This window comes from Streptomyces sp. NPDC005303, from assembly GCF_040607335.1.
In the GTDB taxonomy this organism is placed as follows: domain Bacteria; phylum Actinomycetota; class Actinomycetes; order Streptomycetales; family Streptomycetaceae; genus Streptomyces.
Map to the genome: position 1 here is coordinate 1 of NZ_JBEXGM010000016.1, position 26,875 is coordinate 26,875.

General features: G+C 69.4%; 16 protein-coding genes. 2 read left to right on the forward strand and 14 right to left on the reverse strand.

What is annotated here, in order from left to right; all coding sequences use genetic code 11:
- Positions 1-77: 77 nt before the first annotated feature.
- The 6 genes from ABZT93_RS22455 to urtA all read right to left on the reverse strand — a co-directional run bounded on the left by ABZT93_RS22455 (position 78) and on the right by urtA (position 5,860).
- The gene (locus tag ABZT93_RS22455; protein ID WP_356107032.1) at positions 78-578 is read right to left on the reverse strand and encodes a hypothetical protein; all 501 of its coding nucleotides are present in this window, start codon (positions 576-578) and stop codon (positions 78-80) included.
- Between the two features lie 436 nt (positions 579-1,014).
- The gene (gene urtE / locus ABZT93_RS22460; protein WP_356107035.1) at positions 1,015-1,707 is read right to left on the reverse strand and encodes an urea ABC transporter ATP-binding subunit UrtE; all 693 of its coding nucleotides are present in this window, start codon (positions 1,705-1,707) and stop codon (positions 1,015-1,017) included.
- Between the two features lie 5 nt (positions 1,708-1,712).
- A complete protein-coding gene (urtD, locus tag ABZT93_RS22465) occupies positions 1,713-2,501 on the reverse strand; it encodes an urea ABC transporter ATP-binding protein UrtD (protein WP_356107037.1) in 789 nt (262 codons plus the stop codon).
- Complete coding sequence (gene urtC, locus ABZT93_RS22470; RefSeq protein WP_356107040.1) at positions 2,498-3,619, reverse strand: urea ABC transporter permease subunit UrtC; 1,122 nt, start codon at positions 3,617-3,619, stop codon at positions 2,498-2,500. The genes urtD and urtC overlap by 4 nt, the downstream gene beginning before the upstream one ends.
- Complete coding sequence (gene urtB / locus ABZT93_RS22475) at positions 3,616-4,500, reverse strand: urea ABC transporter permease subunit UrtB (protein WP_037717241.1); 885 nt, start codon at positions 4,498-4,500, stop codon at positions 3,616-3,618. Before urtB ends, urtC begins: the two co-directional genes overlap by 4 nt.
- A gap of 106 nt (positions 4,501-4,606) precedes the next feature.
- Positions 4,607-5,860 carry an urea ABC transporter substrate-binding protein gene (gene urtA, locus ABZT93_RS22480; protein ID WP_356107043.1) on the reverse strand — a complete coding sequence of 418 codons (1,254 nt, stop codon included), beginning with the start codon at positions 5,858-5,860 and terminating at the stop codon, positions 4,607-4,609.
- Positions 5,861-6,263: 403 nt separating this feature from the next.
- Between urtA and ABZT93_RS22485 the strand changes: the two genes are divergently transcribed.
- Positions 6,264-6,761 carry a MarR family transcriptional regulator gene (locus tag ABZT93_RS22485; protein ID WP_356107046.1) on the forward strand — a complete coding sequence of 166 codons (498 nt, stop codon included), beginning with the start codon at positions 6,264-6,266 and terminating at the stop codon, positions 6,759-6,761.
- On the opposite strand, the gene ABZT93_RS22490 is transcribed toward ABZT93_RS22485, so the two are convergent.
- Entirely contained in the window at positions 6,718-7,836 is a 1,119-nt protein-coding gene (locus ABZT93_RS22490; RefSeq protein ID WP_356107049.1) for a substrate-binding domain-containing protein, read from the reverse strand. The two genes, ABZT93_RS22485 and ABZT93_RS22490, sit on opposite strands and share 44 nt — an antisense overlap.
- An 883-nt stretch (positions 7,837-8,719) precedes the next feature.
- Complete coding sequence (locus ABZT93_RS22495; RefSeq protein ID WP_356107051.1) at positions 8,720-9,766, reverse strand: ferritin-like protein; 1,047 nt, start codon at positions 9,764-9,766, stop codon at positions 8,720-8,722.
- 384 nt (positions 9,767-10,150) lie between these two features.
- On the opposite strand from ABZT93_RS22495, the gene ABZT93_RS22500 reads away from it, so the two are divergent.
- On the forward strand, positions 10,151-11,542 hold the full coding sequence (locus tag ABZT93_RS22500; protein ID WP_356107053.1) for a hypothetical protein: 1,392 nt from the start codon (positions 10,151-10,153) through the stop codon (positions 11,540-11,542).
- 328 nt (positions 11,543-11,870) lie between these two features.
- Here the strand turns inward: ABZT93_RS22500 and ABZT93_RS22505 are convergent, their stop codons facing one another.
- The 6 genes from ABZT93_RS22505 to ABZT93_RS22530 form a co-directional block, all read right to left on the reverse strand.
- Complete coding sequence (locus ABZT93_RS22505) at positions 11,871-13,781, reverse strand: hypothetical protein (RefSeq protein WP_356107056.1); 1,911 nt, start codon at positions 13,779-13,781, stop codon at positions 11,871-11,873.
- Positions 13,782-15,004: 1,223 nt separating this feature from the next.
- A complete protein-coding gene (locus ABZT93_RS22510) occupies positions 15,005-15,685 on the reverse strand; it encodes a hypothetical protein (protein ID WP_356107059.1) in 681 nt (226 codons plus the stop codon).
- On the reverse strand, positions 15,682-16,206 hold the full coding sequence (locus ABZT93_RS22515; protein ID WP_328747096.1) for a SigE family RNA polymerase sigma factor: 525 nt from the start codon (positions 16,204-16,206) through the stop codon (positions 15,682-15,684). The genes ABZT93_RS22510 and ABZT93_RS22515 overlap by 4 nt, the downstream gene beginning before the upstream one ends.
- A gap of 101 nt (positions 16,207-16,307) precedes the next feature.
- Positions 16,308-18,284 carry a Xaa-Pro dipeptidyl-peptidase gene (locus ABZT93_RS22520; RefSeq protein WP_356107062.1) on the reverse strand — a complete coding sequence of 659 codons (1,977 nt, stop codon included), beginning with the start codon at positions 18,282-18,284 and terminating at the stop codon, positions 16,308-16,310.
- A gap of 615 nt (positions 18,285-18,899) precedes the next feature.
- A complete protein-coding gene (locus tag ABZT93_RS22525; protein ID WP_356107065.1) occupies positions 18,900-19,622 on the reverse strand; it encodes a hypothetical protein in 723 nt (240 codons plus the stop codon).
- A 24-nt stretch (positions 19,623-19,646) separates the two neighbouring features.
- Positions 19,647-26,831, reverse strand: a complete 7,185-nt coding sequence (locus ABZT93_RS22530) for a ricin-type beta-trefoil lectin domain protein (protein WP_356107068.1) — start codon at positions 26,829-26,831, stop codon at positions 19,647-19,649.
- Positions 26,832-26,875 lie beyond the last annotated feature (44 nt).

Sequence of the window (26,875 nt, forward strand, 5' to 3'; positions counted from 1 at the left end):
GCCCCGGAACTGTCTGACCGTCCGGTGCCAGCGATAGCGTGTCCGCACGGCGGGCCGCCGTGCGGACACGTCATGGGCTATCGCCCGTAGCAGAAGCCCGTGTGCCGGCCGTTCTGGCCGTTGGAGTAGTCGTATGCCTGGAAGTAGAACTTGGCGCTGGTCTTGGGGCCGAAGCGGCCGTCCACGTCCAGCACGTGGCTGCCCCAGTCACTGTTGATCTGCGTCTGGGCGTTCCTCACCGCCTGCTCGGTGTTGCCGCCGAAGTCCCGGTCCTCCACGATGCCCTGGCCGAAGCATGCGTTCAGGCTCTCCTGCACGACCAGTACGGCGAGGCCGTTCATCCCCCGGACCACGACGCAGTTGTAGTTTCCCGTTCCCGCGCCCACCGACGGCACATGGAGGTACCAACCGCCACCCACACTCACGTTGGTGAAGTTGGTGCACTGGGCCTCGGCGGCAACCGCCTTGGGCGCGACCTGCGCCGACGCCGTTCCAGGGCTACCCACCACCAGCGCCGGGACGGCCAGCGCCGCCACTGCCGCCAACGAAGCCAGGCTTGCCCGTCGTGTCGTTCGCATTGATTCCCTCTCCTTCGTCCCACGTCCCTCGCGCAGATGCGCGATAACGTGCGCCGCCGGGACCTTCCGCTCCGGTGGCCGGCGTGGTCGCCTCGGTGCACATGACGACGATGGACAGGAAGCCTTGCCACAACCTTGCCGGAACCTTGTTGCCCGTCCTGCCACCCCCGGAGAAGCGCGAGGTGAGGGCCGGGTCGGCGGTGCCGGTATCCGGCTGGTGGTGTTGCCGTAGCTGGTGGAGCCGGTCGCCCGCCCGTGGTGCTGATGCCGGTCAGGGTCGGCTACCGGCGGTGCCTACTGGACCAGCTGGACCTACGACGCCGTCGGCGACCACCTCACCCAGAGCCGGCACACCGGCACCGGCACCGACGCACCCCCGGCGCGGACCTGCCACGTCGTTTTCCCCGTCGAGGGTCGCGGGTTCACCGGCCGGGACTTACACGCTGAGCGCGGCGCGTACCGTCTGCTCGGCGCCCGTTCCGCCTTCGCCCGAGGAGGTCACCCGGCCTGCCTCCAGGACGTAGTACTGCTGCGCGGCCCGCATGGCGAAGCCGACGTGCTGCTCCACGAGGAGGACCGAGAGGCCGCCGCGTCGGGTGAGGGCAAGGATCGTCTCCTCGATCTCGGTGACGACGGACGGCTGGATGCCCTCGGTCGGTTCGTCGAGCAGCAGCAGCCTCGGCCGGGTGATCAGGGCGCGGGCGATGGCGAGTTGCTGCCTTTGCCCACCGGAGAGCAGGCCGGCGCGGCGACCGGACAGTTCGCGCAGGACGGGGAAGAGGTCCAGGGCCTCGGCGGTCGCTTCTTTGCCGTCGGGGCGTCCGTCGGATACGAGTTGCAGGTTCTCGGCGGTGGTCAGATGCGGGAAGGACTGCTGGCCCTGGGGGACGTACGCCATGCCGCGGGCCACGCGCTGGTGCGGGGCGAGGCGGGTGATGTCCTCGCCGTCCAGCAGGACCGCGCCGCTTTTCGGCTTGAGCAGGCCCATGGCGACCCGCAGGAGGGTGCTCTTTCCGGCGCCGTTGTGGCCCAGAACGGTGGCGACGGCGTCCTTCGGGACCGAGACCGTCACGCCGTGCAGCACGGTGGTGCGGTCGTAACCGGCCTGTACGGAACTGATCTCCAGCATGCGTCTCACGCCTCCTCGGCGACGGCGGCGGGGGCTTGGGGTGTCGCTTCGGGTTCGGGTTCGGAGGCGCGCCCGAGGTAGACCTCCTGGACCTTGGCGTCAGCCTGGACCTCGGCGACCGTGCCCTCGCTGAGCACCTTGCCGGCGTGCAGGACGCTGACGCTGCGGGCGAAGGAGCGCATGAAGTCCATGTCGTGCTCGATGACGACGACCGTGTGGTCCTCGCTCACCCGCTGCAGCAGCTCGCCGGTGGCCTCGCGTTCCTCGTGACTCATGCCGGCCACCGGCTCGTCGAGCAGCAGCAGCTTCACGTCCTGGACGAGCAGCATGCCGATCTCCAGCCACTGCTTCTGCCCGTGGGCGAGAATGCCCGCCGGGCGGTCGCGCAGCTCGGTCAGGCCCGTGGTCTCCAGCGCCTTCGCGACCGGTTCGGGGATGTCCTTGCGGCGCCGCAGCATCGTCCACACGCCTCGCCCGGCGCCCGCCGCGATGTCTAGGTTCTGCAGCACGGTCAGTTCCTCGAAGATGCTGGCCGTCTGGAACGTACGGCCGATGCCCATGCGGGCGATCTTCTGCACGGGCCTGCCCAGCAGGTCCTGGTCGCCGAAGCGGACGGACCCGGTGGCTTTCACCAGGCCGGTGACCGCGTCGACCAGAGTGGTCTTGCCCGCGCCGTTGGGTCCGATGAGGAAGCGCAGGTCGCCGGGGCGGATGTCCAGGTCGACGCCGTCGACGGCGGTGAACCCGTCGAACGTCACCCGCAGGTCGCGGACGGTCAGTCCCTCGCCGCTCATGCTGTCTCCCCAGAGGTACGGGATCGGGTACCGCCGCCGGTACGGCGCTTGCGCAGGACGGCACCCAGGGATGCCAGGCCGCCGGGCAGGAAGCCGACCGCCAGCACGAACAGCAGTCCCTGGAGGTAGGTCCACGCGGCGGGGAACTCGTCGGACAGCGTGCTCTGCGCCCAGGCCACGGCGATCGCGCCGAGCACCGCTCCCACCAGGGACGCCCGCCCGCCGACCGCCGCGCCGATGACGAAGCCGATGGAGGGCACGATGCCGATCAGGGCCGGGGAGATGATCCCGACGGCCGGGACGAAGAGGGCTCCGGCGAGACCCGCCATGCCGGCCGCGACGACGTACGCGACGAGCTTGATGTTCGCCGGGTTGTAGCCGAGGAAGCGCACCCGTTCCTCGGAGTCCCGTACGGCGACCAGGAGTTCGCCGTAGCGGCTGACGAACAGCTGGCGGGCGAGGGCCATCAGCAGGAGCAGTACGGCGGCGATGACGAAGTACACCATCCGCTGGTTGACCGGGTCGTCCAGCGAGTAGCCGAAGAAGCCCTGGATGTCGGTGAGTCCGTTGGTGCCGCCCGTGGTGGCCTGCTGGCCGACCAGCCAGATGGAGAGGGCGGCGGCGAGGGCCTGGCTGAGGATCGCGAAGTAGGCGCCCTTCACCCTGCGCTGGAAGACGAAGAAGCCGAGCACCGCGGCGACCGCCATGGGCAGCAGCACGGTCATGGCGAGCGCGAAGCCCGGGTTGGCGAAGGGCTTCCACCACCAGGGCAGCGCGTCGCCGGTGCCGTACAGCTGCATGAAGTCCGGCAGCTTCTCGCCGGTGGCGGCGGCGTCGGTGAGTTTGAGGTGCATGGCCATGGCGTAGCCGCCGAGGCCGAAGAAGACGCCCTGGCCGAGCACCATGAGGCCGCCTCGGCCCCAGGCCAGGCTGACACCGACGGCCACGATCGCGTAGCACAGGTACTTGGCGAGGAGGGAGAGGCGGAAGTCGGAGAGGGCGAGCGGGGCGATGCCGAGCAGGAGTACGGCACCGAGGGCGAAGCCCGCGGGCACCCGGAAGCGGTTCAGCAGGGGCGTGGAGCGCGGGGTCACGGTGCCCGGAGTCGTGGTCGTCATGCCAGGCTCCGGGTGCGCAGTGTGTACAGGCCCTGGGGTCGCCACTGGAGGAAGGCGACGATCGCCACCAGCACCACGACCTTGGCGACGCTGACGGTGGTCGAGTACTCGAGGACGGACTGCAGCACGCCCAGCGCGAACGCCGTGATGACGGCGCCCTTCAGCTGTCCGATGCCGCCGACGACCACGACCAGGAAGGCGTCCACGATGTAGTTGGTGCCCATCGTCGGGCCGATGGGTCCGACCAGGGTGAGCGCGACGCCGGCCACACCCGCCAGGCCCGAGCCGATGAAGAAGGTGATCCGGTCGACCTGTCCGGTGGCGATGCCGGACACCTCGGCGAGGTCGCGGTTCTGTACGACGGCCCGGATCCGGCGGCCCAGCGGGGTGAACCGCAGGACCAGGGTCAGGCCGAGGACGCAGAGGAGCGCGAGGCCGAGGATGAACAGGCGGTTGTTGGCGAAGGTGACCGAGCCGGCCGAGATGTTGCCGGTGAGGATGTCGGGCGCCGCCGTCTGCACGTTGGGAGCGCCGAAGACGTCCCGGGCCAGCTGCTGGAGCATCAGCGAGACGCCCCAGGTGACCAGCAGGGTGTCCAGCGGGCGGGTGTAGAGCCGCCGGATGAGCAGCCATTCCAGCAGCGCGCCCATCGCTCCCGCGACCAGGAAGGCGAGCGGCAGGGCGACGAGGAGGGAGACCCCGGCGCTGCTGATGGACTTCTGCAGGACGTACGTCGTGTAGGCGCCGGCCATGATGAACTCGCCGTGCGCCATGTTGATCACGCCCATCTGACCGAACGTCAGGGTCAGGCCGAGCGCGATGAGAAGCAGGACGGCACCGATGCTGATGCCGGTGAAGGACTGGTTGAGGACGACCGTCATGAAGCGGCTCCGGGTCGGGTACGGACGTGCGGGCTGCGGCGTGCGGGCTTGCCATGGGCGTGACCCGGCCCCGTGACGGAGCCGGGTCGATCCCGTGGGGCGTGGCTCAGGACAGGCCGGCGGCCCAGGAGTAGCCCTTGAGGTACGGGTCCGGCTTGATCGGCTTGCCCGAGTTCCAGACCTCCTCGATCAAGCCGTCGGAGCCGACCTTGCCGATGCGGGCCGTCTTGTACACGTGCTGGGTGGCGCCGTCGACGGTGACGCTGCCCTCGGGGGCGTCGAAGACGATGCCGTCGGATGCGGCCTTCACCTTGGCGACGTCGAAGGAGCCGGCCTTCTCGACCATCGCCTTCCAGAGGTAGACGGAGATGTAGGCGGCCTCCATCGGGTCGGAGGTCGGCTTATCCTTGCCGTAGGCCGCCTGGTAGGCCGCGACGAACTTCTTGTTCGCGGCGCCGGGTGTGGTCTCGTAGTAGTTCCAGGCCGTCAACTGGCCTTCCAGGTACTGCGTTCCGATGCTCTTGACCTCCTCCTCGGCGATCGAGACGGAGAGCACCGGCAGGCTCTTGGCGTTGAGGCCCGCGGACTTGTACTCCTTGAAGAAGGCCACGTTGCTGTCACCGTTGAGGGTGTTGAACACCGCGTCGGCGCCGGAGCCCTTGACCTTGTTGACGATGGTGCTGAACTCCGTGGAGCCGAGCGGCGCGTAGTCCTCGCCGACCACCGTCAGACCCTTGGCCTTCGCGTACGCCTTGATGATCTTGTTGGCGGTGCGCGGGAAGACGTAGTCGCTGCCGACCAGGTACAGCTTGGTCAGACCCTGCTTCTTCAGGTAGTCGAGGGCGGGCACGATCTGCTGGTTGGTGGTGGCGCCGATGTAGAAGATGTACGGCGACTCCTCCAGGCCCTCGTACTGAACGGGGTAGAAGAGAAGCGACTTGTACCGCTCGAAGACCGGCTTGACGGCCTTGCGGCTGGCCGAGGTCCAGCAGCCGAAGGTGGCCGCGACCTTGTCGTCCGTGATGAGGGCCTCGGCCTTCTCGGCGAACGTCGGCCAGTCGGAGGCGCCGTCCTGGCTGATGGGCTTGAGCTTCTTGCCCAGGACACCCCCGGAGGCGTTGATCTCCTTGATGGCGAGCAGCAGCGAGTTGTGGACCGTGACCTCGCTGATGGCCATCGTGCCCGAAAGCGAGTTGAGCAGACCGACCTTGACCGTGCTGCCGGCCGTGTCCGCCGTGGCACCTGAACCCGAGGACGTATCGGTGCCGGTCTTGGCGCCACAGGCGCTGAGGGCGGCGGACGCGCCGGCTGCCGAGATGCCGGCCAGAAGACCGCGTCTGCTGATGCTGAGCCCGGACATGCACAACCTCCTTGCCCCGAAGGGCGAAGCGAAGAGAGCGGAGTGACTCGTGAGAGCCGTGGGGGGGGGAGGGGAGGGACACGCTTCAGAAGCGGCGGCGTTGACGCACGGGTTCCCCAGCCGTTCCGGGGTGGCGTCCGGGCTGGTCGCTGAAGTGCGACCACAGCCTGCGAGGAAACTGTTTCCGGTGCGTTTCCCCGCAATTGAAGAATGGTTTCCAGCGGAAGTAAAATCGCGGGTAAAACACAGAAGCCGCCACTGGAGATGCCCGATTGACGGCATCGCAGTGGCGGCAATTAATGCTTCCTGCGGAAAGGATCAGTTTTCCCCGTTCCTCTTGTCAAGGGCCGGGCGATCACGGGTAGGCTCGGGAACCTGCCGACGGAACGAGCGGAGGAGCACGATGGCGAGGCAGCCCCAGGAACTGCTCTACCTGCTGACACGGGCCGAACGCCTCGCCGTACGCCGAGTGGAGTCCGTACTGGACGAGTTCGACTGCTCCGTGGAGGCGTGGCGGGTGCTCGACCTGCTGTCCGACGGGCAGGGCCACAACATGACGGCCCTCGCCGACCACGCCTTCCTGCCGGCCCCGAGCCTCACCAAGCTGGTCGACCAACTCGTCGACCAGAACTGGGTGTACCGCCGCGTCGACCCCGTCGACCGGCGTCGCGTACTGGCCCACCTCACCCCGCGAGGCATCCAGCGGTGGCAGTCGCTGGTCCGTGAAGTGCGGGCCGACTGGGGGGACTTGGAGCACTCGCTCCCGGGCGAGGAACTGGACGAACTGCTCGCACGGCTGGCCGAGGCCCTGGAAGGTCCGGGTACCCCGGGCAGGGCGGCCACCGGCCCGGTCCGCGTCACACCAGGTCGTGCGGAGCACGGAGTTGGGCGAGCACGTTGAAGTCGAGCCCGTCCGCCTCCGCCAGGTAGATGCGCTGGCGCACATGCCGGTCGCGGAGGTGGAGCAGGCCGCGCGGCCCCTCGTAGGAGACGGTCTCGGCGGCGGCGGAGATCGCCGAGACGTCCAGGGTGCGGGCCCGCTCGACGAGTGAGGCGAGCAGCAGCACACCCTCGTAGCAGGATTCGCCGAGGCTTCCAGGGGGCGGAGCCTCGATGCCGAAGCGGTCGGCGTACCGGCCGTGGAAGTCCAGGGTGTCCTGGTTCGCCAGCGAGGCGAAGAATCCGGCCGTGCTGAACAGGTCACGGGTCGCCTCAGGACCGCTTGCCATCAGCATGTTCTCGTCCATCAGCGTGCTCAGTCTGAGGCACCGCTGGTCGAGGCCGGAGGCGGCGAAGGCCCGGTTGAAGCGGACCGCGTCGCTGCCGACCAGCAGCATCAGCACGCCGTCCGCGTCCGCGTGCTCGATGCGCCGCAGCACGTCGCGGAAGTCCTCGGTGCCCAGCGGGAGGTACGCCTCGCCGCAGACCCGCCCGCCCCCGCACGCGCGGGCGTAGCGACGGGCCGCCCGGGCCGTGCGCCGGGGCCAGACGTAGTTGTTGCCGACGACGAACCATCGGCGCACCCGCCGCGTCTCGGCCAGGAGCCGCATGGCGGGCAGCAGCTGCCAGTCGGGCGTCTCACTGGTCATGAAGACACCGTCGGTGCGCTCCCCGCCCTCGTACAGGGCGGTGTAGACGTACGGCACCAGGTGCGCGACGCGCGGCGCCACCGCCTGCCGGACCGAGGAGATGTGCCATCCGGTGACACCGTGTACCACACCCGTCGCCACCAGGGCCTCGACCTCGTCGGCGACCCTCTGCGGGTCGGCGCCGCCGTCGACCTCCAGCAGCCGGAGCTCCTTGCCGAGCACACCGCCGGCCTTGTTGATCTCCTCGGCAGCCAGCCGCGCGCACGCCTCACAGGCCGGACCGAAGATCCCGGCAGACCCCTGCATCGGGTACACGAACGCGACGTTCAGGGTCGAATCGTCGGCCGTGAACCACTCTGGGGTGTGGAGGCTGAGCGGCCGGTGCATGGCCACATGATTGCGGGACAACCGTCAGCGCCCAAGCATTGTCCGGGATCGAGACCGATTTGTAGGCGTGAGGGGCAAGGTCGCCGCGCTCCTGCACCGCCCGGACTCCGGGACCGTGGTCCTCGACGGCAGCAATCAGGATGTTCCGCGGGGGCAGCGCCTCGCTCTCGCCCTGTCCGCGACCATCAATGCGCTGGACCCCGCCACTCTGGCCGGCGTGGCCGGTTTGGAGGGGACCTTCCTGAGAGGGACCCGGCAGACCCCCGCCAGTACGTCGGCCGTACGACCACCACGGCCGGAGTGCAGACGATCTCCTTGCGTTCCGAAGCGGTTGTGACGACCTCGAAAGAGAGCACCACGCCCTGATCCGGCTTCGCAGCCCGGCTGTGCCCCGCCTCGCCGTCCGGCTCGCGACTTCCACCCTCGTGAGCCAGACGGTCGAAGGAATCGTCGGCACTGGCTGAGCCCGACGAGCAGCTCGATTTCATGGGGGTGATCAGGCGCTCGGCGAGCACCGGCCCCCGGGCGCCGAACCGGCATACAGCAGTGGCGTCGGTCCGAGAATCATCCGCCGCTCGCCAGCGGCCCCCGCCGGGCCCCTTGGAGGCCAGAGCGCACCGACCGCCCGAAGCCGACGCACGCCGCCGCCGGTTCGCCGACACCCGGCGGCCGGGGCACCCTGAACCGCGGGGCCGCCTCACGCCGGGCCTGCTCCTCGGCCGTCGGGATACCGATCCCGACGGCGGCACCACCGTGACCCCGAAGGGATTCGGCCGGCCTCTCGCTCTGGTCCGGCTACTGTGACGTGTCCTGGTGGTCCGCCATGCTCAGGACGTCCTGTGAAGGGCGCACTCCAGTCGACAGGATCGACCGCGCACCTCCGTCAGCCCCCGGTCTCGATGTACCGGAACTCCGGACCGTAATTCTTCCCGCTGCCATCAGGCAGCGGAATCCGCATGAGCTGCTGTGCGGTTCCCTGAAGCTGGAACATCTGCCCGACGGATTTGTTCAGCAGTGTCGCCGCCGCGTTCGGTTGATCTGCCTGCCAGGCCCCTTCCAGGAAACGCAGCAGCGAGCTGTAGGACCGGTTGAATGTCTCGAGGAGTTCTTTCACCTCGGCAGAGACCGGCACCCCGCCCTGAGCCCAGCCGCCGCCGGGTACCGTTCCCATGGGCAGAGTGCGAGGCATGGGAATCTCATCACCTTGGAAGTCGAACCGCCGCGGGTCCTCCGAGACCTGGATCAGCTTACGCCCGTGGAAGATCTCACGAAAGCTATAGAAATGCGCCAGCTCTCCAGGTTTGCCCGGGAACGGGTTTTCCGGTGACGCGGCAGTACCTTCGCCCTGTTCCTTGATGATCTCGACAGCAGCCTCGACGTCATCGAACGACGTGAGCGCAACCACATCGTTCCCCTTGCCGTGGGACGACATGTTTCTGGTCACTTGCCGAGCGCCCGTGATCAGTCCCTGGTGACTCCGGAAGACTTCGAGGATTTCCGAATAGAAGTCCCCGATGGAGGTGTTTACTTTCTCGGGGTCGACGACGGGAGCATCGGGCCTCTCGATTTGCGAAAACATGTCGACCGTCTCCCGGGTGAGCCCAGCGAGGCACACCGTCAATTCGGGTCGCACGCCGCCCGGCAGGGGACCAGGGTATTTCGGCACCACACTCGCGTCAGCGATACGTGGCACGCCACCGATGGTGGTGAGCATGTTGCAGACGAGGCCCAGGTGGGACATCTCATCAAAAACGACTTCCTGGATCGTCGCGAAGACATCGGATCCTTGGTCTTGATCTTCGATCGACCAGAGTCCGCACAAATAAGGCGGGAGCGTGGCCAATTCCAACATGATGGCCTGCTGAAGGGCATTCTTCAGCCACACCTCGTCGTGTTCCTCCGCAGGCATCTCCATGAGTTCGACGATCATGTTGCTTCGATAGTTGAGGGCCGTGACCAACAGTGCACCCCTTCCAGTTCGCGAGCGTCCGAAGCAATCATGCAGACGGGGACCACGAGCCGGCCGCGTGCGGGATCGTCCCTGCGGGATTCCACCCATAAGGCCGAGCCGCCGAAGACACAGAGCCGACGCCGGGTGCGCCGCCGTCGCTGGAATTTCGCGTTTCAACTTCATGCCCCGCGCCGGGCAGCCGTCATGGCGTCTCGTCACGCCCACTCAAGTCGCATATTCCATAAACACAACTCAAGATAGACATCGGGTCCCGTGCCGCCCTCATCGGCTTTCCGACACCTCACCGGCGCTTCCCGGCCCCACGCCGGACGGACCCCCCGGAACTCGACGAAGGGAGCCGATATGCCCGTCGACCTCAGCAGCCAACTCTCGTGGAAGAACGCCACCGGTGACGCCGCGACCATGCTGGAGAACCTGCAGCCGAACATCCTGAAGGGCCACGTCCGCGAGCATCTCCACATCCTGCTGCTGCAGTTCACCGAGAGCGAGGCGGGCGCCCCGGCGGCTCGGGCGTTCCTGGCCGGACTGCTCCCCCTGATGAAATCGGCGAAGGCGCAGCTCGAGGAGGTTGAGGAGCACAGGCTGCGCGGAGTATCGGGCACGCCCTATGTCGGGGTGGGTCTGACGAAGGCGGGCTACGACAAGCTGGGCCTGCCCCATGCTCCCCCCGACGAGGCCTTCGGACGGGGGATGCAGGCCTCCGGCACCAGGGAGAAGCTGCGGGACCCGGAGGTCACCCAGTGGGAACCCGGGTTCCAGGAGGCGATCCACGCCGTCGTCCTGGTCGGTGACGCCGAACCCACCCCCGCCGACGATCGGCTCCGGGAGGTCGAGGCGCTGCTGCCCGGCTCGATCCGGGTGCTCGGCAGGGAACGGGGACGCGGCCTGCACGACGAGGCCGGCCGCGGGATCGAACACTTCGGCTATGTCGACGGCCGGAGCCAGCCCCTGTTCCTCACCGAGGACGTGGACGACGAACGCCGCCGGACGGATGGGACTTCCGTGTGGGATCCGGCCCAGCCGTTGGAGCGCGTTTTGGTCGCGGACCCGGCCGCCCCGGACCCCGCGACGGACTTCGGCAGCTACTTCGTGCTGCGCAAGCTGGAGCAGAACGTCCGGCTGTTCAAGGCGGCCGAGGAGGAACTCGCCGACACGTTGAAGCTCGACAACAGCGACCGCGACCGGGCGGGCGCGATGCTCGTCGGCCGGTTCCGGGATGGCACCCCGCTCACCCTGCAGGGCACGGCCGGAGCGCACAGCCCCGTCATGAACGACTTTGTCTACGCCAGCGACGGCGCCGCCGACAAGTGCCCCTTCCAGGCCCACATCCGCAAGACCAATCCGCGCGGGTCCGGCGGCTTCGAACCGCCCGAGACAGAGCGCGGCCACCTCATGGCACGACGGGGACAGACCTACGGGGAACGGGTCGAGGGCGACCTGCCCGAGAGCGGGGTCGGCCTGCTGTTCATGGCGTTCAACTCGGATCTGAACAACCAGTTCGAATTCACCCAGGCCAGTTGGGCCAACTTCGCCGGTTTCCCGGACTCCGGCGACGAGCCGCAGCCCGGCCTCGACCAGGTGATCGGCCAGGGGGACCGGCCGTCGGCACACTGGGCGCGGGTCTGGGGCGAGGAGGAGGACCAGGAGGCCCCGGCAGCCCAGCAGGCCGTGACGATGAAGGGAGGCGAGTATTTCTTCATGCCCTCGCTCCCCTTCCTGCGCAGTCTGTCCTGAAGCCGGCACCTCAGGCGGCAGGCGGCCCCGTCGGTCGCGCCCGGAGCCGTCTCCGCGTGTGCGGGGACAGCTCCCGGTCCGGGGGAGCCCGGGAGTGAGATTCCCCGGGGCGACTCGACTACCAACCGATCGCCCCCATCACTACCCCTACTGCCGCGGCAGCCGTTCCCTGATTTCCGTGGCGGCCAGTTCCGAGGTTGCGAACCGGTAATCCACCAAGGACCCGCCAAACACCACGGGGACGAGGGACTCGAGGAACTCGAACCCACGGCCGACGGAGTCCATTGGGGACCTCGGCGGCCATGGCCGCCGTGCGGGGTGTCGGTGTTCAGCGCAGGGCTGCCACGGCCGCGTTAAGGATGCGATGCAGGACGGAGACCGGGATCGCCGGGTTGGTGACCGCTGCGCATGCTGTGTCGCGGTCGTGCAACAGCCCAGCCAGGACGCGGGCCGGCAGCCGCGGATTCCGCAACGCGGTGTCGCGGACGTAAGCCTCCGGGTCGTTCAGCAGCCGCACCGCGTCGGCCGGTGACAGCCGGGGGTCCTCAGCCGCGCGGCGGCGCACCTCGGCTTCGGGATCCCGGGCCAGGCGCGCGACGTCGGCCGGTGTCGACTCCGGATCGTCCAGCGCCAGGCGGCGCATTCGCCCGCTGAGGTCGCCGGTGTAGCGCAGCAGGCCCGTACGGGGGAAGTTGGGGTGGCTGCGGGGCCGGTCGGGGTGGCTGAAGCTGCCGTCCCACCAGCGCCAGACCTCCAGCAGCAGATCGGCCGGCGCCTCTTCGCACGATTCTGCCAGGAACAGGCGGACCACCCGGTCCTCGTCCCGCGCCAGGCGCGCCACGACATCCGGCGGGAGGTGCCGCGCTCGGGCCACACTGCGGCGGACCAGCGGGTGGGACGACGCGGCGAGACGGCGCATCGCGTCGGCGTCGCCGTGCAGGTCCTCGACCCAGGGCAGAGTGTGCGACATCGACGTCGGGTCGAAGTCGTGGCGCACCGCCGCACGTTGCTCCTCCGTGAGGTCGGAGCGCAGCGCCACCGCGGAACGGATGTCGTCCTGCGGGTCCTTTGCCAGCATGGCGACGCCCTGCGCGCCCAGGCCCGGGTTGGCAGCCAGCGCCCGACGTACCTCCGTGTCCCCGTCCTGGACCAGCTCCGCCTCCAGGTCGGGTGCGAGGCGGCATCGTTCGAGCGCCCGCCGCGGGTCGGGCAGGGCGGCGAAGACCTCGCGAGGCATGGGTACACCGGTGTGGTGGGCGAGCAGCGCAGCCGTCCGCACCGCGTAGTCGGTGTCGGCCAGCAGCCGCTCCCGCAGCGGCGCAGCGAGGTCCTCCCACCGGGCACAGGCCGCCGCCCGCACCCGGGGATCGGCGTCGGCCGCGAGGCCAGGCAGGTGCCGTGCGGGCATCCCCGGGAGTTCGGCGGCCCCCGCGCGGGACGGGCCGGCGAGGAGGTCGTCGTAGAGGTCCTCGGGGAGTTCGGCGCCCCAGATGCAGGCGCGCTCTGCCCAGAGCAGGCGTCGACCGGGCGATGGCTCGGCGCGGATCAGGTATACCCACTGATCGGACGTGAGCTTGGGCCGGAAGGTGTCGGCGGGCCTTGACCGCACCCGCGGATCGGGGTGCGCCACGGCTGCGTCGAGGACGGCGGGCCGATCGCATCCGTACAGAAAGCCCTCGTCCACATCCAGCAGCCGGATCAGCAGGTCGTCCGTCGCGGCCGGGTTGGACCCGATCCCCTCCGCCCAGTGCAAAGGCCACGCACGTCGGCCGGGCACCGCCGCCCACACCTCGGCGCGTTCGGCCTCCGTCTCGCGTCCGGCGGCCGCGGCGGCCTCCTCCAGCCGCTGCGGCAGCCGGTCGAGTGCCGTCACCCGAGGCCCGTCCGCGCCGGGCACCTCCGCCAGCAGCACCTCCCCGTCGAGGGAGAGCGCCACGAACCCCAGGTCGCCGGTCAACTCCGGCACGCCGTTCCCGGCGTACCGGACCCGGGTCCACCAGGAGTCGTTGCCGCCGATCCGGTACCCGAGCACGGCCACCAGGAACTCGCCCTCGACATCGCAGAGGCGGCGCCACCACGCGGCATCGAACGCTTCGAGGTCCACGCCGTCCGGCGCCGCGATCCCCCGCGCGATCCGCCAGCCGGCCTCCGGCGGGAGCAGGCTGCCCGGGCGGACGTCCCCGACGACCGTGAGTCCGGCGCGTGCGAGTAGTTCATGGAGTTTCTCTCGGCGCTGCACGCGGTCATGATCCCCGCCGATTCTCGGTGAGACAAGGCCCTCAGCCCAGGCCCAACCGACCCTCACCTGCGTACACGTCATTGACTGCGAGGTCGTTCGACGGCGCCCGCCCGACCTGCCCCTGTCGGGACGGGGACTGCTTCGAGCCGTCATGAATCTTCACGAAACGGGGCCGCCAGGTTGGAGCCGTGGGCCCGTGGTCTGCAAGGACTGGTCCAGGCAGTGGAGGACGAGAACGGAAGGTGGAGCGCATCCCCTATGAGCTTGCGGCGATGGTGGCGTGCTGAACCAGGCGGGGAGGCGCACCCCGTACGCCCACGCACCACTACATATCCGAGACCGACAAGGGGCTCGACTATGTACTCGTCGCCACTTCTGCTCCGCCGAGGCCACTGGGTGGGCCACAGCGCTTTCCGCGTATACGTGCACGACAGCATTCCCGGCGTGCGGCGTCACCGTACGTGTGAGCGATCGCCACCACCCCATCGCCTGACGTAACTCCATCGGCGTGATGCGTATGGGTCTTTGGGCTTGGGCAGGTCCGAGGGATCCGTTTCCGGGCAATCCGCAGTGTCGGCTCATTGCGGAAGAGTGGTCCGAGGGGGCTGTGCAGTGGCATCGGTGGTGGTGGTGCACGGGGTAGGCCGACAGTTCTCAGGACCGGAACTGCTGCGAGGCCCCGTCGCGAACGCGGTGTGCGACGGAGTGAAACTTGCGGGCGCACCGGTGCCCGACGCCCAGGTGGGGCGGGTGGGACACCGGACTGCGCATAGACCTGGGTCGCGGCGTGTCGATCGGATCAGCCGAGGACGTAGGTCTCATCACCGAAGTCGGTGACAATCTTCAACTTGCCGCCGAGCGCCTTGACCTAGGCGGCAAGGGCGTCGACCTCGCTGCGCTCCAGTTGCCCCTTCTCGGTGCGCGAGACGCAAACCTGGGTGACGCCCATGGCTTCTGCAACCCGGACCTGTGTGGTGCTGCCGCTTCCGCAACTCGGCAAGACGGTGGAGACGGGAGGCCAGGACCATCGGCTGCGCCCCCTTCCACAGGAGAGGGTCGAGTACCCATCGGGGGCTGTTTCCTCTTCGGGGGTTTCCTTGCCCCTCAGCCATCGCCGGGACGCTCTCCACAGCAATAGTCCTCCACAGCACAGACGACGGCCGACATCTCCCTACGCGCACCCGCCGTGCCGTTGTCTGCACTGCCACCGCTGCTGGCCGCACTCAGTTCCTGCTCGCGCCCACCGCGGTGGCGGACGTCCGGGTGAGGATCTCGCTCGCCTGGTCGATCACTGCCCGCGAGGCGTCGTTGAGGCAGGCGTAGCCGCCCCGTGTCTCTCCCCCGTCGTCGGCCCGCGGCCGGACGGCGGTCAGTTGCCGGTTCCCTCCCGCCCGTTCGCACCAGTCGTCGACCGGGTACACCTGACGCACCGTCACGCGCGCGTCGGTGTCATCGCTCCGGACGTAGAACACCAGTACCGCGCCCGCGCTGAGAGGGGTCAACGGGGACCGGGAAACCGGACTGAACGAAACGATGGCACGGGCCCCTGAACGCGCGCCCGCCGGCAGGACGACCTGCCACCCCCGACTCGGCTCCCGGGACAGACCGGCCCGCGGGATGTCGGCGAACCCGGGCGGCGCCCAGGATGCCGGCGGTGCTGCCGCAGTTTGCTCCGCAGGCGGGGAGGAGGGCCAGGTCTGCACCACCACGCCGACCGCCGCGACGACGACTGCGGCGGTGGCGCCCGCCAGCCAGATACGACGACGGCGCCGGTACGCCGTCACCCGCTGCCGGATCTCCTGGACCCGCCGGGGATTCGAGCCCGCCGGAGTGGCCCGGGCCAGCATCAGACGCAGCAGTTCCTCTTCCGGCCCCTGTGCCGTCTCTTCTTCCCGACGCGTCACGGCTGTTCACCGACTTCCAGGAGATGTGACGGCGTGAGCTGGTGGCGCAGGAGCCGAAGCGCTTTGGCGGCCTGGCTCTTGACCGTGCCGGGACGGCAGCCCAGCACCTGGGCGGTCTCCTCCACACTCAGGTCCTCGAAGTAGCGCAGTACCACCACCGCCCGCTGCCGTGGCGGCAGTTGACGGATCACGGAGGCCAGCGACTGCTCCAGATCGATGTCGGCGAAGACGTCCCGGGCCGGGGAGACCTCCGGGAGGTCCCGCGTGGGTGTCTCGCCCCGCCAGCGCCGTCGCCACCAGGTCGCGTAGGTGTTGACCAGCGCCCGGCGCGTGTACGCCTCCGGGTTGTCCCCCGCAATGCGCGACCACTTGGGCCACACCCGGGCCAGGACCGTCTGCAAAAGATCCTCCGCCGCGTGCGCGTCGCCCGTCAGGAGCCATGCGGCCCGGTACAAGCGGTCCCCGCGGGTGGCGACGAAGTCCTCGAATCCCGGCTCGCCGTCCGCCGCCGATTGGTTCACTCCGTCGCGCCCCTGCCTTCGTCGTCCCTCCCGTACCCCGTCAACCACACGGCGTGGCCGAACGGTTGCCTGCTCGGGCGCAATAAACTGTCCGGTCGCCATCAACCCAGCGCCGCCGTGAGGGCCTTGGATCCGCCGACAGCCGCTGCCCGCAGAGAGGTGCGGGCCAGGTCGAGGGTGATCGTCGGCCGGTCGGCGGCCCGCTGGGCGAAGCCGCGGTCGGTCCCCGCGATGATCAGGGCGAGTCGGTGTCCTGCCGGGACGATGTGGTCGGTGGCCGCGAGGTCGAGAGTCAGAGTGCAGGGCTTGCCGGGCGTCAGCGCCGCGACTTTGTGGGCGTCGGCACAGGTTCCCAGGGCGGCCCAGCCCCGGCTGAAGACGGTGGAGGTGACGTGCGTGGTGTCGGCCTCCGTCTGCTTGTAGCAGGCGCTGTCCGCGGTGGTGCTCGCGCCCCAGCAGGTCCGGCCGACGAGCGTGGTGATGCCCAGGCCACCGGAGCCGTACTGCCGGATGGTCGCCGGTCCGATGTCGACGAGGACGGCCGACAGGCTGGCCGTGGGCGTCGTCGGGATCGCGGTGACGGTCAGCTCGGGTGAACCCGTCAGGTGCAGGGCCTTGCCGAGCGGCCGGGTGAGGAAGCCGGCCTTGTCCGGGGTCGAGGTGGCGGCCTGCTCGGACCAGTCGAGTTCGCTGTGGCCCTGGTCGTCGGTGAAGGTCGCGGTCCCCGTGCCGGGTGACGTGCCGAGGGTGCCCACGCCTTCTTTCGCGCCCCCGCCGGGGCTCAGCGTCACGGACGCGGCTGCCCTGGGTGGCCAGACGGCGTCCGTGGTCCAGTGGTCGGGGGTGCGCTCCACGTCAGCCATCGGCGCGCGGTCGATTCCGTTGTCGTAGCCGAGGAGTTCGTGGTCGAACCAGCGGTGCAGCGTGTCCACCCACTGCGCGCGACGGTAGTCGAAGGGGTCGACGTGCCCGGTCTGGCTGAGCCAGATCTTCCGGTGCACCCCGGCCTTGGCGAGGGCGTCCCACCACCGGCCGAACTCCTTGGGACGAACGGCGAGGTCCTGCAGACCGTGCACGACGAAGACACTCGCCCTGACCTTGTCCGCAGCGGCCACGTAGTCCCGTTCGCTCCAGATCGGCGACCAGTCACCGGACCGGGCCGCCTGGTCGCCCAGCGGCTTGTTCACCGCGGCGCAGCGGGCGCCGGTGGCGTCGGTCTCGACCGTGCGGATCAGCGTGCCAGGGGTCGGGGCGCTGCCGACCAGTTGGACCCCCTGGGAGAAGTAGGCGTCGTACCAGGAGGAGATGGAGCTGATCGGGACGATCGTCTTCAGCCCGCGTACACCGGTGGCGGCGACGCCGTTGGCGACGGAGCCGTCCCAGCTCTTGCCGATCATGCCGGTGGCGCCATTGGTCCAGGACGCGGCGGCACGCTGGGATCCGGTACGGGTGGTGTAGGCGTGGGCACGTCCGTTCAGCCAGTCGATGACGACCTTGGCGGACTGCACGTCGATACGTCCACCAGCGTCGGTACAGCCGTCGGAGCGGCCGGTGCCGGGGAGGTCGACGGCGACGAAGGCATAGCCGCGGGGCACGAAGTAGTTGTCGTAGAACAGCGGCATCCGGATCAAACGGCCCTCGGCGTCGTACGTCTTCTTCTGGCTCTCGTTTCCGCGGCCGCAGCACGAGTAGTAGGGGCTGGCCTCCATGACGACCGGGATCTTGCGGCCCTTCGCCGCGGGTTCGCCCGGACGCACGATGTCGACGGCGACCCGGTCCTCCTTCCCGTCGCCGTCCGAGTCGAGTCCGGTGCCGACCCAGACGCTCTCCCGCACGGCCTTCTGGTACGAGTACACCGCTTTGCTCTCCCCGGACAGGCCCGGCTCTCCCGTCCGGGACCCGTCCGGCCCGCTCACCGCCGGAGAGGCCGACCCGCCCGTCTCCGCCGTCGAGGGACCTCCCAGGAAATGGACGCCGGCCAGCAGCACGGCGGCCACCGTGGCTGCGATCACCGCCACGGTCAGCGGCGCGCGCGGCCCGCGTCGGCGAGGTGACGCATCGGATCGGTGGGAGGGCATGGACGCAGCCTTCGGTCGCTCGGCATTCGGACACAGGGCAGACGACTCCGCACGATCGCGGGGCCACCGCCTCCATGCCGTCAACAACCTGGGTACCGTTGGAGGTTGCCCTGTTCCGGAAACGTCTGCCGGCCACCCCTGCTCCAGCCGCGTGCGGTACGGCCGGCCTCGGCCCCGTCCCCCGCGCGACCGTGCGCGGCAGCGGGGGGCTCGCCGCACTCGCCGCTGTCAGGCCCGCGAAGCCGAACGCGGGGCCGGTGGCGAGGAGCGTGGCGTTCGTGCCGTCGAAGTGCAGGGTGCCGACGAGGTGGAGCAGGCCATGGGCGCGGCGGCGGTCAGGGACGGACGAAGCGGTCGCGATACCCGTGACGACGACGGCGAAGCTCGCGCCGCGCAACCAGCAAATAGGACGACGAATCGGCCCGGCGGCACCGTCGGCCCGGACACCGCTGCGTCACCCCGGCCCCTGTCCGGCCCCTGAGCCTCCTTGAGGGGCTCCCGAGCCCCTGACAGCCGGCGTCCGTACAGTTCGGGCAGGGTTGAGCAGGCAGAGCACCGGGCTCAGACAGCGTGATGAGACGCTCCCCTACAGAAGCGTCATCACGAATGCGGACCTCATCCGTGGTAGAGCACGCGAACGGCGTACGCGTCGGCCGGGAGGCCGATCAGGTAGTCGCTGAAGTAGCGGCGCCGCTCGGCGTTCGCGACGTCCAGCCAGCGCCCGTCCAGGGTCAGCAGGGCGTTCGAGGGCAGGGCGGAGTCCATGGCGTGGCGTACCAGGGAGTCGCGGTCGTCGCCCAGGCTGGCGACCGGGTCGTCGCCCACGAGGTCCTCCAGTTCCGGGGTGTCCAGAAGGGCCGCGATGGCCGGCTGCGTACGGAAGTCCTCCAGCGCCTGGGCACGTGGGTAGTTCTCGGGATCGGCGAAGTGCCGGGCCCAGTATTCACTCGCGGAACGGACGGGCGGGTAGGCCTTGGCAAAATCCCGCCACGCGTCGAAGGCTCGGCTCGCTTCGGCGGCCGCCCGCGCACGCGGCGTTTCGAGGTCCAGCAGCCCGCGTGGTCCGCCGTCGCACAGCGTCGGCGGAACGTTGCGCGGCTCTCCGGACAGGGCTTTGGCACCCCGGATCAGACGCGGGTCGTCCTCGTGCCCCGGGACGACCAGGAACTCGCAGCCCCGACCGTCGATCTGCCAGTAGTCCCACCAGGTCTCGACGTCCGGATCACCTACGCCGGCGTCACGGTTGTAGTCGAACGGCGCCATCGCCGCGGTGATGGCCTGGACGACGTCCCCCGGGTCGCACGGGGGAACACACACCGTCACCCGCTCTTTTGCCATAGCTCTCTCCTTGGCCCGTTCAACTCATGCCGTCGGCGGCGGATCGCAGGACACGAGCCATCCGTCACAGCCCCGCTGCCATGAGCGTGTCGCGTCCCAGATCATGTACAGATCGCCGACGACGCCAAGACCGCCCATGAGCCTACCCGCTCTGCTTCCCCCGCCCGACCTGGGCTCGGACGGCGCATCGGGCACGCTGGGAGCCCTCCCGGTGACCTCGCCGGGGGTGATGCGGACGGTCCCACCGTTGATCTTGCGGACCAGCGGCTGCACGCGGTGCGTGTCGAAGGCGCCGTCCGGCCAGATCACGCGAACGTGCTTGTTGCCGACGAACTTGTCCCGGATCGCCTCCGCCTCGGCTTGGCTCTTCGCGACGTAGACGACGTTCTGGGTCTGGCCCTTGGCATTTCCGTTCATCTTGCCCGAGACCGTGTTGGCGGTGTTGTCGGGGTCGAACACCCTGGCGTTGCTCTCGTTGGCGTCCCAAGTATCGACGCTGACGATCTTGCCGTTCTTCCAGGTGACCTTGATGTAGTCCGCCGTGGTGCCGGCAGCGACGTGGTCACCGTTCGGACCGTGCCACAGACCCTTCTTGGGCAGCACGCCCTGGTCGTCTTGCCACAAGTACCGGGATCCACTGCCGTTCTTGGAGCCGTCGTAGTACTTCCCGCCGTTGCGCAGGTCGTCGTTCATGTAGTCGAACGCGACCTTCTCCGAGGCGTTGTTCGACGGCCCGGTCAGTGTGTGCGGGACGCCGCGCTCGTCGTAGATGACCTGGCGGCCGTTGACCGTGCTCTGGGTGAGTGCCTGGGTCTTCTTGACTTCCGTGGGCACAATCGCCCGGATGATGCGGCCGCCCCGGCAGACCGCCGTGCCCTCCCAACACTCCATGGGCTGCAGGCCATCCGGGTCGCTCTTGGTGACCGGGTTGTTGTCCGCATAGGAATAGCCGTTGATCTGCAGCGGGTCGGACGGGTCGATGACCGGGTCGGCGGAGAGGAAGCGGCCTGTGGACTGGTCGTACTCGCGGGCGCCGAGGTGAGTGAGGCCCGTGGCGGAGTCGTCGATGCCGGTGCGCAGGTAGGAGCGATTGTTCGGCCAACTGAAGGGCTGGCTGCCGCGTGTCTCGCCGAAGGGCTTGACGAAGCGGCGGGTGAGGGTCTGGCCGCTGGTCTCGTCCACCGCCGTGGTAGCGGTGCCGAGTTGGTCGGTGAGCAGGATGCTCAGCTTGTGGCCGGTCGTGCCGCCGTACTTGTTGGAGCGGACCACAGTGGGCGCGCCGGTCTGGGTGTAGCTGCGGGAGGCGCCGACGATGTTGCCGTTGATGTCGGCGCTGACCTCGGTCTCGCCCAGGTAGAGGATGCTGCCGGCGGCGGTGTGCTCCAGCAGACGGTTGCCCGCGCCGTCGTAGACGTACGTGGCGCGGTCGGCCGGGGTCCACTGCTGGGCGGTGGTGGCGTTGCAGGTGTAGAGCTGGAGGTCGGTGCCGTCCGCGTCGTTGGAGCTCGGCACGTCGACGCACTTGCCGGAGGCCGCGTGGTAGAGGCTTTTGTCGGAGGTGCGGACGGTGAACTTCTGGGCGCTGCTGCCGTCGCAGGTGGCCAGCAGGATCTTGGTGCCGTTCGCGGTGCCGGTGGCGCTCGCGCACTTGCCGAAGATCCGCAGGGTGTCGCCGGTCGTCCGCCACTGCTGGGCGCGGGAGTTGTTGCACCGGTAGAGCTGGACGGGGTTGCCGTCGGCGGAGGAGCCGTTGGCGTCGTTCAGGCACTTGCCGGACAGGCCGACGACCGCTCCTGCGCCGTCACCGGCACCCTTGACCTCGGTGACCTTGTCCTCGGCGTTCCAGACGAGGTTCTGGGTGCCGCCGGGCAGCGTGCGGGTCTCGGCGTTGCCGACGGCGGTGTACGTGTAGCTCGACGCGGTGCCGGTGGAGGGGGTGACCTTGGTCAGAGTGTGTGGCTGGCTGAGGGTACCGGTGCTGTTCTGGACGCCGTATGTGTACGCGCTCTTGACGACCTTCGTCGTGTCGGCGGGGTCGTGCTCGGTGAGGCTCGCCCGGTTGCCGATCGCGTCGAAGGTGAAGGACTGCCAGTAGGCGTTGATGTCGGCGGACACCGTGCCGGAGGCAGGCGCGGCGGCGTTCAGCGAGGCCGCCATGTCGCTGTCGGGCGTGGTGGCGTCCGTGGCAGAGTCCGGTGCCTCGGCGGTGGGTCCTGCCGAGGACTGGCCGTCCTCCCGGTAGCCCCAGGCGGTGCCGTTGGCGGACTTGCAGCCGGTGCCGGCCGTGCCGACGGCGACCGTGGAGGTCCAGGCGTGGACCATCTCACCCAGGTAGTCGTAGGTGAAGCACTGGCTGTCCCAGGTGCTCGTCGACCCGGTGGTCTGCTTGCGGGCGCTGGAGGTCACGTTGCCCGCTCGGTCGTAGGAGTAGTAGGAGTCGGAGATCCGGTGGGAGCTGTCGGCCTCCCGGTCCCACACGGTGCGCTGGACGCGGCCGGTGTGCTCGTCGATGAAGTTCGTCGTCCACACCCGGTAGGGCTGCGCGCCGCTGACGGTGCGCAGGGGTTCGCCGTAGGGCGAGTAGGTGACGTCGGAGGTGTACCAGCTCAGGCCGGAGGTGGACTGGGCCAGTCCGTCGCTGTCGTAGCGGGTGACGACCTTCTCCTTGGCGAGGCCGCCGACGGCCGGGAGGGTCACGCTGAGGGGCTTGCCGGTGGGCGTGTAGGTGTACTCGTACTTGTAAGTGCCCGCGAGACCAGTGGTGTTGGCGTTCGCGGGGACGGTGATCTCGCGTCCGGTGGGCCGGTACTCGCTGTCGTAGCCGGTGACGGAGTCAAGGTAGTCGCCGGTGGCGTCGTGCCGGAGGGAGGAGGCGGGTTTGCCGACCGCTCCGGGCAGGTCGTAGGTGAACTCCTTGACCGGTGTCGCGGTAGCCGAGCCCTCCCGCACGTAGGTGACACGGCCGATGGCGTCGTAGGAGGTGTAGGTCGTTTTCTGGTTCGCGTCGGACGCTTTGGTCTGCCGGTCGAGGTCGTCGTACTCGAAGAACGAGGTGCCGAGGTCGGGGTCGGTGGAGGTGCTGAGCCGGCCGCGGGCGTCGTAGGTGTAGGTCCAGAGGTTGCCCTGGTGGTCCTTGACGGAGGTGCGGTTGCCCCGGGCGTCGTAGTCGTACGAGGTGCTGCGCCAGTCGCTGAGGTCCTTGTTGGTGAAGTGCTGGACGCCGGTGGCCCGGCCGAGGGCGTCGGTGGTCGTCTTCGTCGCCGGGGTGGCGCCGCCGGCCGGCTTGGCGAGCGTCCAGTTGTCGCCGTAGCTGGTGGAGTCGGCGTAGACCGCGGTGCCGCTGTGCAGCGCGGTCGTCTTCACCGGGCGCTCCAGACCGTCGTACGAGGTTCGGGTCATGCTCGGCACCAGGCTGAGGCTCCTGGGCTTGAACTGGGCGGCCTCGGGCTCCCCCTTGGCGAGGTAGTCGCCGGTCTTGTCGCGGACCAGGCCGTGGTCGTCGTAGCGGGTGTCGACGATGACACGGCCCGGGCCGTGCGCCTCGCTCTGGACCTGGAACTGGCGGCCCAGGCCGTCGTAGAGGGTGACCTGCTTGCTGTAGGTGCCATCGTCCTTGATGGTCTGGACGGTGACCGCGGTGGGCTTGGTCGCGCTGGAGGTGACGGCAGCCATCTGGTAGCCGATGATCACGTCCGGCGACTGGCCGCCCGAGGAGCGGGACGCCGACCAGCCCTTGGTCAGGCGGCCCAGGGCGTCGTACTCACTGCGGGAGACGTGTCCGTTGGTGTCGGTGACCGCCAGGGCCAGGCCCCGGCCCGGGTCGTAGGTGGTGGTGCTGGTGTGCCCCTTGGGGTTGATCGTCGTGATCGCGGTGACCGGTCCACCGGTGTCGGCGGGCGTGTACTGGGTCTCCGTGACGCCCTTGAGCGGGTCGGTGATCTTGCGCAGCCTGCCGAGCGGGTCGTAGCTGCGGCCGGTCACCACCGAGTAGCCCACGCCCGTGCCGTCCGGGTTGGCGGTGCTGGTGGGCAGACCCTTGGTGGGGGTGGCGCCCCAGGCGCCGTTGTCGTAGCTGGTGCGGGTGGCGTTCATCAGCTGGGTCGCCGGGGCGGCGTTCGTCCAGCCGTCGCAGGAGGTCGCCGTCATACGGACCTGCTTGGGCAGGCCGATGAGGTTGGCGTCCTCGTTGTTGACGTAGTCGGTGCGGGCGCAGGTGTAGTCGCTGAGTTTCTCGCCGCTGCCGTCGGGCTTGACCACGGCCGTCTGCACCTGCCACGGCAGCCCGTGGTCGGTCTCGAACTCGGTCTCGGTGCGCACCGCCTGCCAGCTGGAGTCGACCGTCTGGATCGCGTCCGTGCGCCGGACGTCGACCTGGTGGGCGAGGAGCGGGTCGAGTCCGCCGTCCCGGGTGCGGGAGGCCGTCTGGTGCGACCAGGGATAGTTGAGGGTGCGCTTGAGGAGCCGGCCGCCGGTGCCGTCGTAGGTGAGGGTCTCGGCGGTCATGCCGGCGTACTGCGGCGCGTCGTCGGCGGCCAGCGTGACGGTGCCGGTGGAGTCCTTCACCGGGCCGCCGGTGCCGCGGAAGTAGCGGGTGACACCGTACGACTGGGTCTGCGGGACGCCCACGGTGGTGCCGCCGTTCTTCGCGCCGCGGTACGTGGACACCTTCTGGTAGCCACGCCAGACGCTGTAGGTGCGCAGACTCGGCTTGGTGAGCTCGTCGTCGTCCTGGCTCCAGGCCGCGTCGCTGTAGGCGTACTTCGTGGTGACGCGGTCCGAAACGCCGGAGATCTTGTCGATCTCGGTGACCGAGTCGACGACGTACTTGTTGAACCAGGCGAGCGGGGGCTTGGCCTGTTCCGCGTCCGGTGACCAGCGCACGGGGTAGCAGGTGCCGTGGTTGTCGGCGGGGTCCACGGACGGCTCGGTGCGGCAGCCGCCGCGGTAGACGACCTCGACGTCACCGCCGTTCTCGGTGGACACCGTGCCGATGCGGGGCCGGGTGAAGCCGGGCCGCGGGTCGCCCTTGGAGCGGGGGACCAGGTTGGGCAGCTGCTGGTCCTTGAGGTAGCCGCCGAGCGGGTCGTCCTTGCTGACGACGTACGGCCCGAAGCTGACGCCGGACTTGGTCAGCACGGTGCCGGTGGTGTCGCCGGGCGCGTAGCCGGTGCGGGTCACGGAGTCCAGCCACAGACCGGGCGAGGTGTTGTACCAGTCGCGAGGGAAGGAGTGGTGGAGCGTGTAGGTGTCGACGCGCCCCAGGCCGCTGACGCCGGGGCGCGCGGCATAGGTGGTCACACTGCCCAGCCGCATCCGGATCCAGAACGACGGGAAGGCCGGGCACAGCTTGGAGTCGGACTTGCAGTTGAGGTTGCCGGGGCTGTCCCACCAGGGGCGGTAGGAGGCGGGGTTCTTGGTGTCGTCGAACTTGTCGGCGGCGCAGGAGCCGTCCGTCTCCAGGCAGCGCTGTTCGGCGTTGAAGACGATCTTCGCGGCGGGGCTGGTGAGGTTGTCGGGGCGCATCCCGTACTCGATGGTGTCCGGGTAGCCGCCGCGGACGTACTTCTCGGGCGTCTTGAACTTCTTGTTCACGGCGTAGTAGTTGGTCGACTTGTGCCAGGTGGCGATCATGGTGTTGCCGTGCACGTCGACGACCTTGTCCAGGCCCCAGCTCCAGGCCTGCTGCTGCTTGGCGCCGTCGCTCCCGGTGCAGCGGGAGTCGGCGAAGGCGTCCTTGTGGCACGGCTCGCCCGGGTGGTTGCCGAAGACGGGGACGGTGAAGACGGAGTCGGTGTCGGCGTGGCCGCCGCCCACCTTGTTCAGGCCGTAGTAGTACTGCGTGCCGTCGGCAGTGGTGACGATCCAGTACTCGCCGTTGTTGTCGCCGTTGTCACCGCCGGTCTTCAGCTCGACCCTGGTGCCGTCGTCCTTCTCCAGCCGGTAACTGCTGGTCTCACCGACCCGCACCAACTGGGTGGTCCTGCCCCCGAGCGACAGCACGGCGTTGTACGACACCCAGCACAGGTCGGACGTCTTGTACTTCTTGTCCTTGTTGTTGGGCACGCCGGCCGCGGTGTCCTCGCGGTCGTCCTTGCAGGTGCGGTAGCGGCGCTCGATGTGCCCGGGGTCGTAGTTCCAGCCCTCGCCGATCCAGGACGACTGGGGCGAGGAGGTGGCCGTTCTGCCGTCCACCGTCTGCGAGTTGTAGTCGAAGGAGATCTCCGGCCGGGGGCCGGCGGGCGCCGGCGGCACCTGGAGCGGGTAGGACCAGGTGAAGGCGCCGGAGGAGTCGCCCGAGGCCCACTTGCCGTCGGTCGTCAGCGGCGTGGCCTTGAAGGTGCCGGCCGGCCCGGACCCTGAGTCGACCGCTCCGACAACGGCACTGTCACCGCTCGCGGCGGTCGGCTGCACGTAGGACGCCTGCATCACACCGGAGCCGGAGGATCCGGAACCGCTCGCGGCAGCCTGGCTGACCGTCCCGTCGGCCGCGGTGTCGACAGTGGCTGTCACGGTCCTGGTGTGCGTGTCGTTGACGGTGTCCAGCTCGGTGTACTGCTGGCACTCCTCGACGTCCGGGGTGGTCAGGTAGCACTCGGGGAACTGGACGAACTGCAGCCGGGAGGCCCAGTCAGCACCGTAGAGGTTCTCGTACGTCTGGTAGCTCAGTTGGAGCGAGACCGGCACCGAACCCGCCGCCGGCGCGGTCACCTTGACAAGGGTGCCGTCCACGCCCTGGGCCTCGGGGGCAGCACGGTCGAAGACGCCGACCTGCCAGGTGCCACTGGGAGCAGGTGCGCCGGAGGCCGGCCCCAGCTTGACCGGGAGGGTGCCGGCGGGCACGTAGTCGGTCTGCTGCGCGGTGGCGGAGCCGCCGGTACGCAGGGCGGCCTGCTGGCCGGTGGTGCCGAAGCTGACCGGGGCGGTGCCGGACGGGGCCGGTGTGGTGGTGCCGGACGGCGCCTCGGTCTGGTCGGTGGGCTGGTCCGTGCGGATGCTGTCCAGGCCGGGGTCCCGGGTGGTGCCGACGACCGCCGCGTCGTCGGCGAGCTTGACCAGGTCGACGTCCTCACGCGGGGCGTCGGCGGTGGTGGGGTCCGGCGGTGAGGCGAACGCCTGGGTGGGCAGCAGTGCGAGCGCCAGTGCAGCGGCCACCGGCGCGAGCACGGCGGAGCGGCGTCTGCGCCAGTGCGCGGACAGGAAGAAAGGCACGGCGAGAATCCCCCGGTCGACCCGAACAAGGTGGTGTGGCACCT

Bases quoted from the DNA above. Each gene is read 5' to 3' on its own strand.
- ABZT93_RS22455 (WP_356107032.1), bottom strand. From the start codon at position 578: ATGCGAACGACACGACGGGCAAGCCTGGCTTCGTTGGCGGCAGTGGCG.
- urtE (WP_356107035.1), bottom strand. From the start codon at position 1,707: ATGCTGGAGATCAGTTCCGTACAGGCCGGTTACGACCGCACCACCGTG.
- urtD (WP_356107037.1), bottom strand. From the start codon at position 2,501: ATGAGCGGCGAGGGACTGACCGTCCGCGACCTGCGGGTGACGTTCGAC.
- urtC (WP_356107040.1), bottom strand. From the start codon at position 3,619: ATGACGACCACGACTCCGGGCACCGTGACCCCGCGCTCCACGCCCCTG.
- urtB (WP_037717241.1), bottom strand. From the start codon at position 4,500: ATGACGGTCGTCCTCAACCAGTCCTTCACCGGCATCAGCATCGGTGCC.
- urtA (WP_356107043.1), bottom strand. From the start codon at position 5,860: ATGTCCGGGCTCAGCATCAGCAGACGCGGTCTTCTGGCCGGCATCTCG.
- ABZT93_RS22485 (WP_356107046.1), top strand. From the start codon at position 6,264: ATGGCGAGGCAGCCCCAGGAACTGCTCTACCTGCTGACACGGGCCGAA.
- ABZT93_RS22490 (WP_356107049.1), bottom strand. From the start codon at position 7,836: ATGCACCGGCCGCTCAGCCTCCACACCCCAGAGTGGTTCACGGCCGAC.
- ABZT93_RS22495 (WP_356107051.1), bottom strand. From the start codon at position 9,766: ATGATCGTCGAACTCATGGAGATGCCTGCGGAGGAACACGACGAGGTG.
- ABZT93_RS22500 (WP_356107053.1), top strand. From the start codon at position 10,151: ATGCCCGTCGACCTCAGCAGCCAACTCTCGTGGAAGAACGCCACCGGT.
- ABZT93_RS22520 (WP_356107062.1), bottom strand. From the start codon at position 18,284: ATGCCCTCCCACCGATCCGATGCGTCACCTCGCCGACGCGGGCCGCGC.
- ABZT93_RS22525 (WP_356107065.1), bottom strand. From the start codon at position 19,622: ATGGCAAAAGAGCGGGTGACGGTGTGTGTTCCCCCGTGCGACCCGGGG.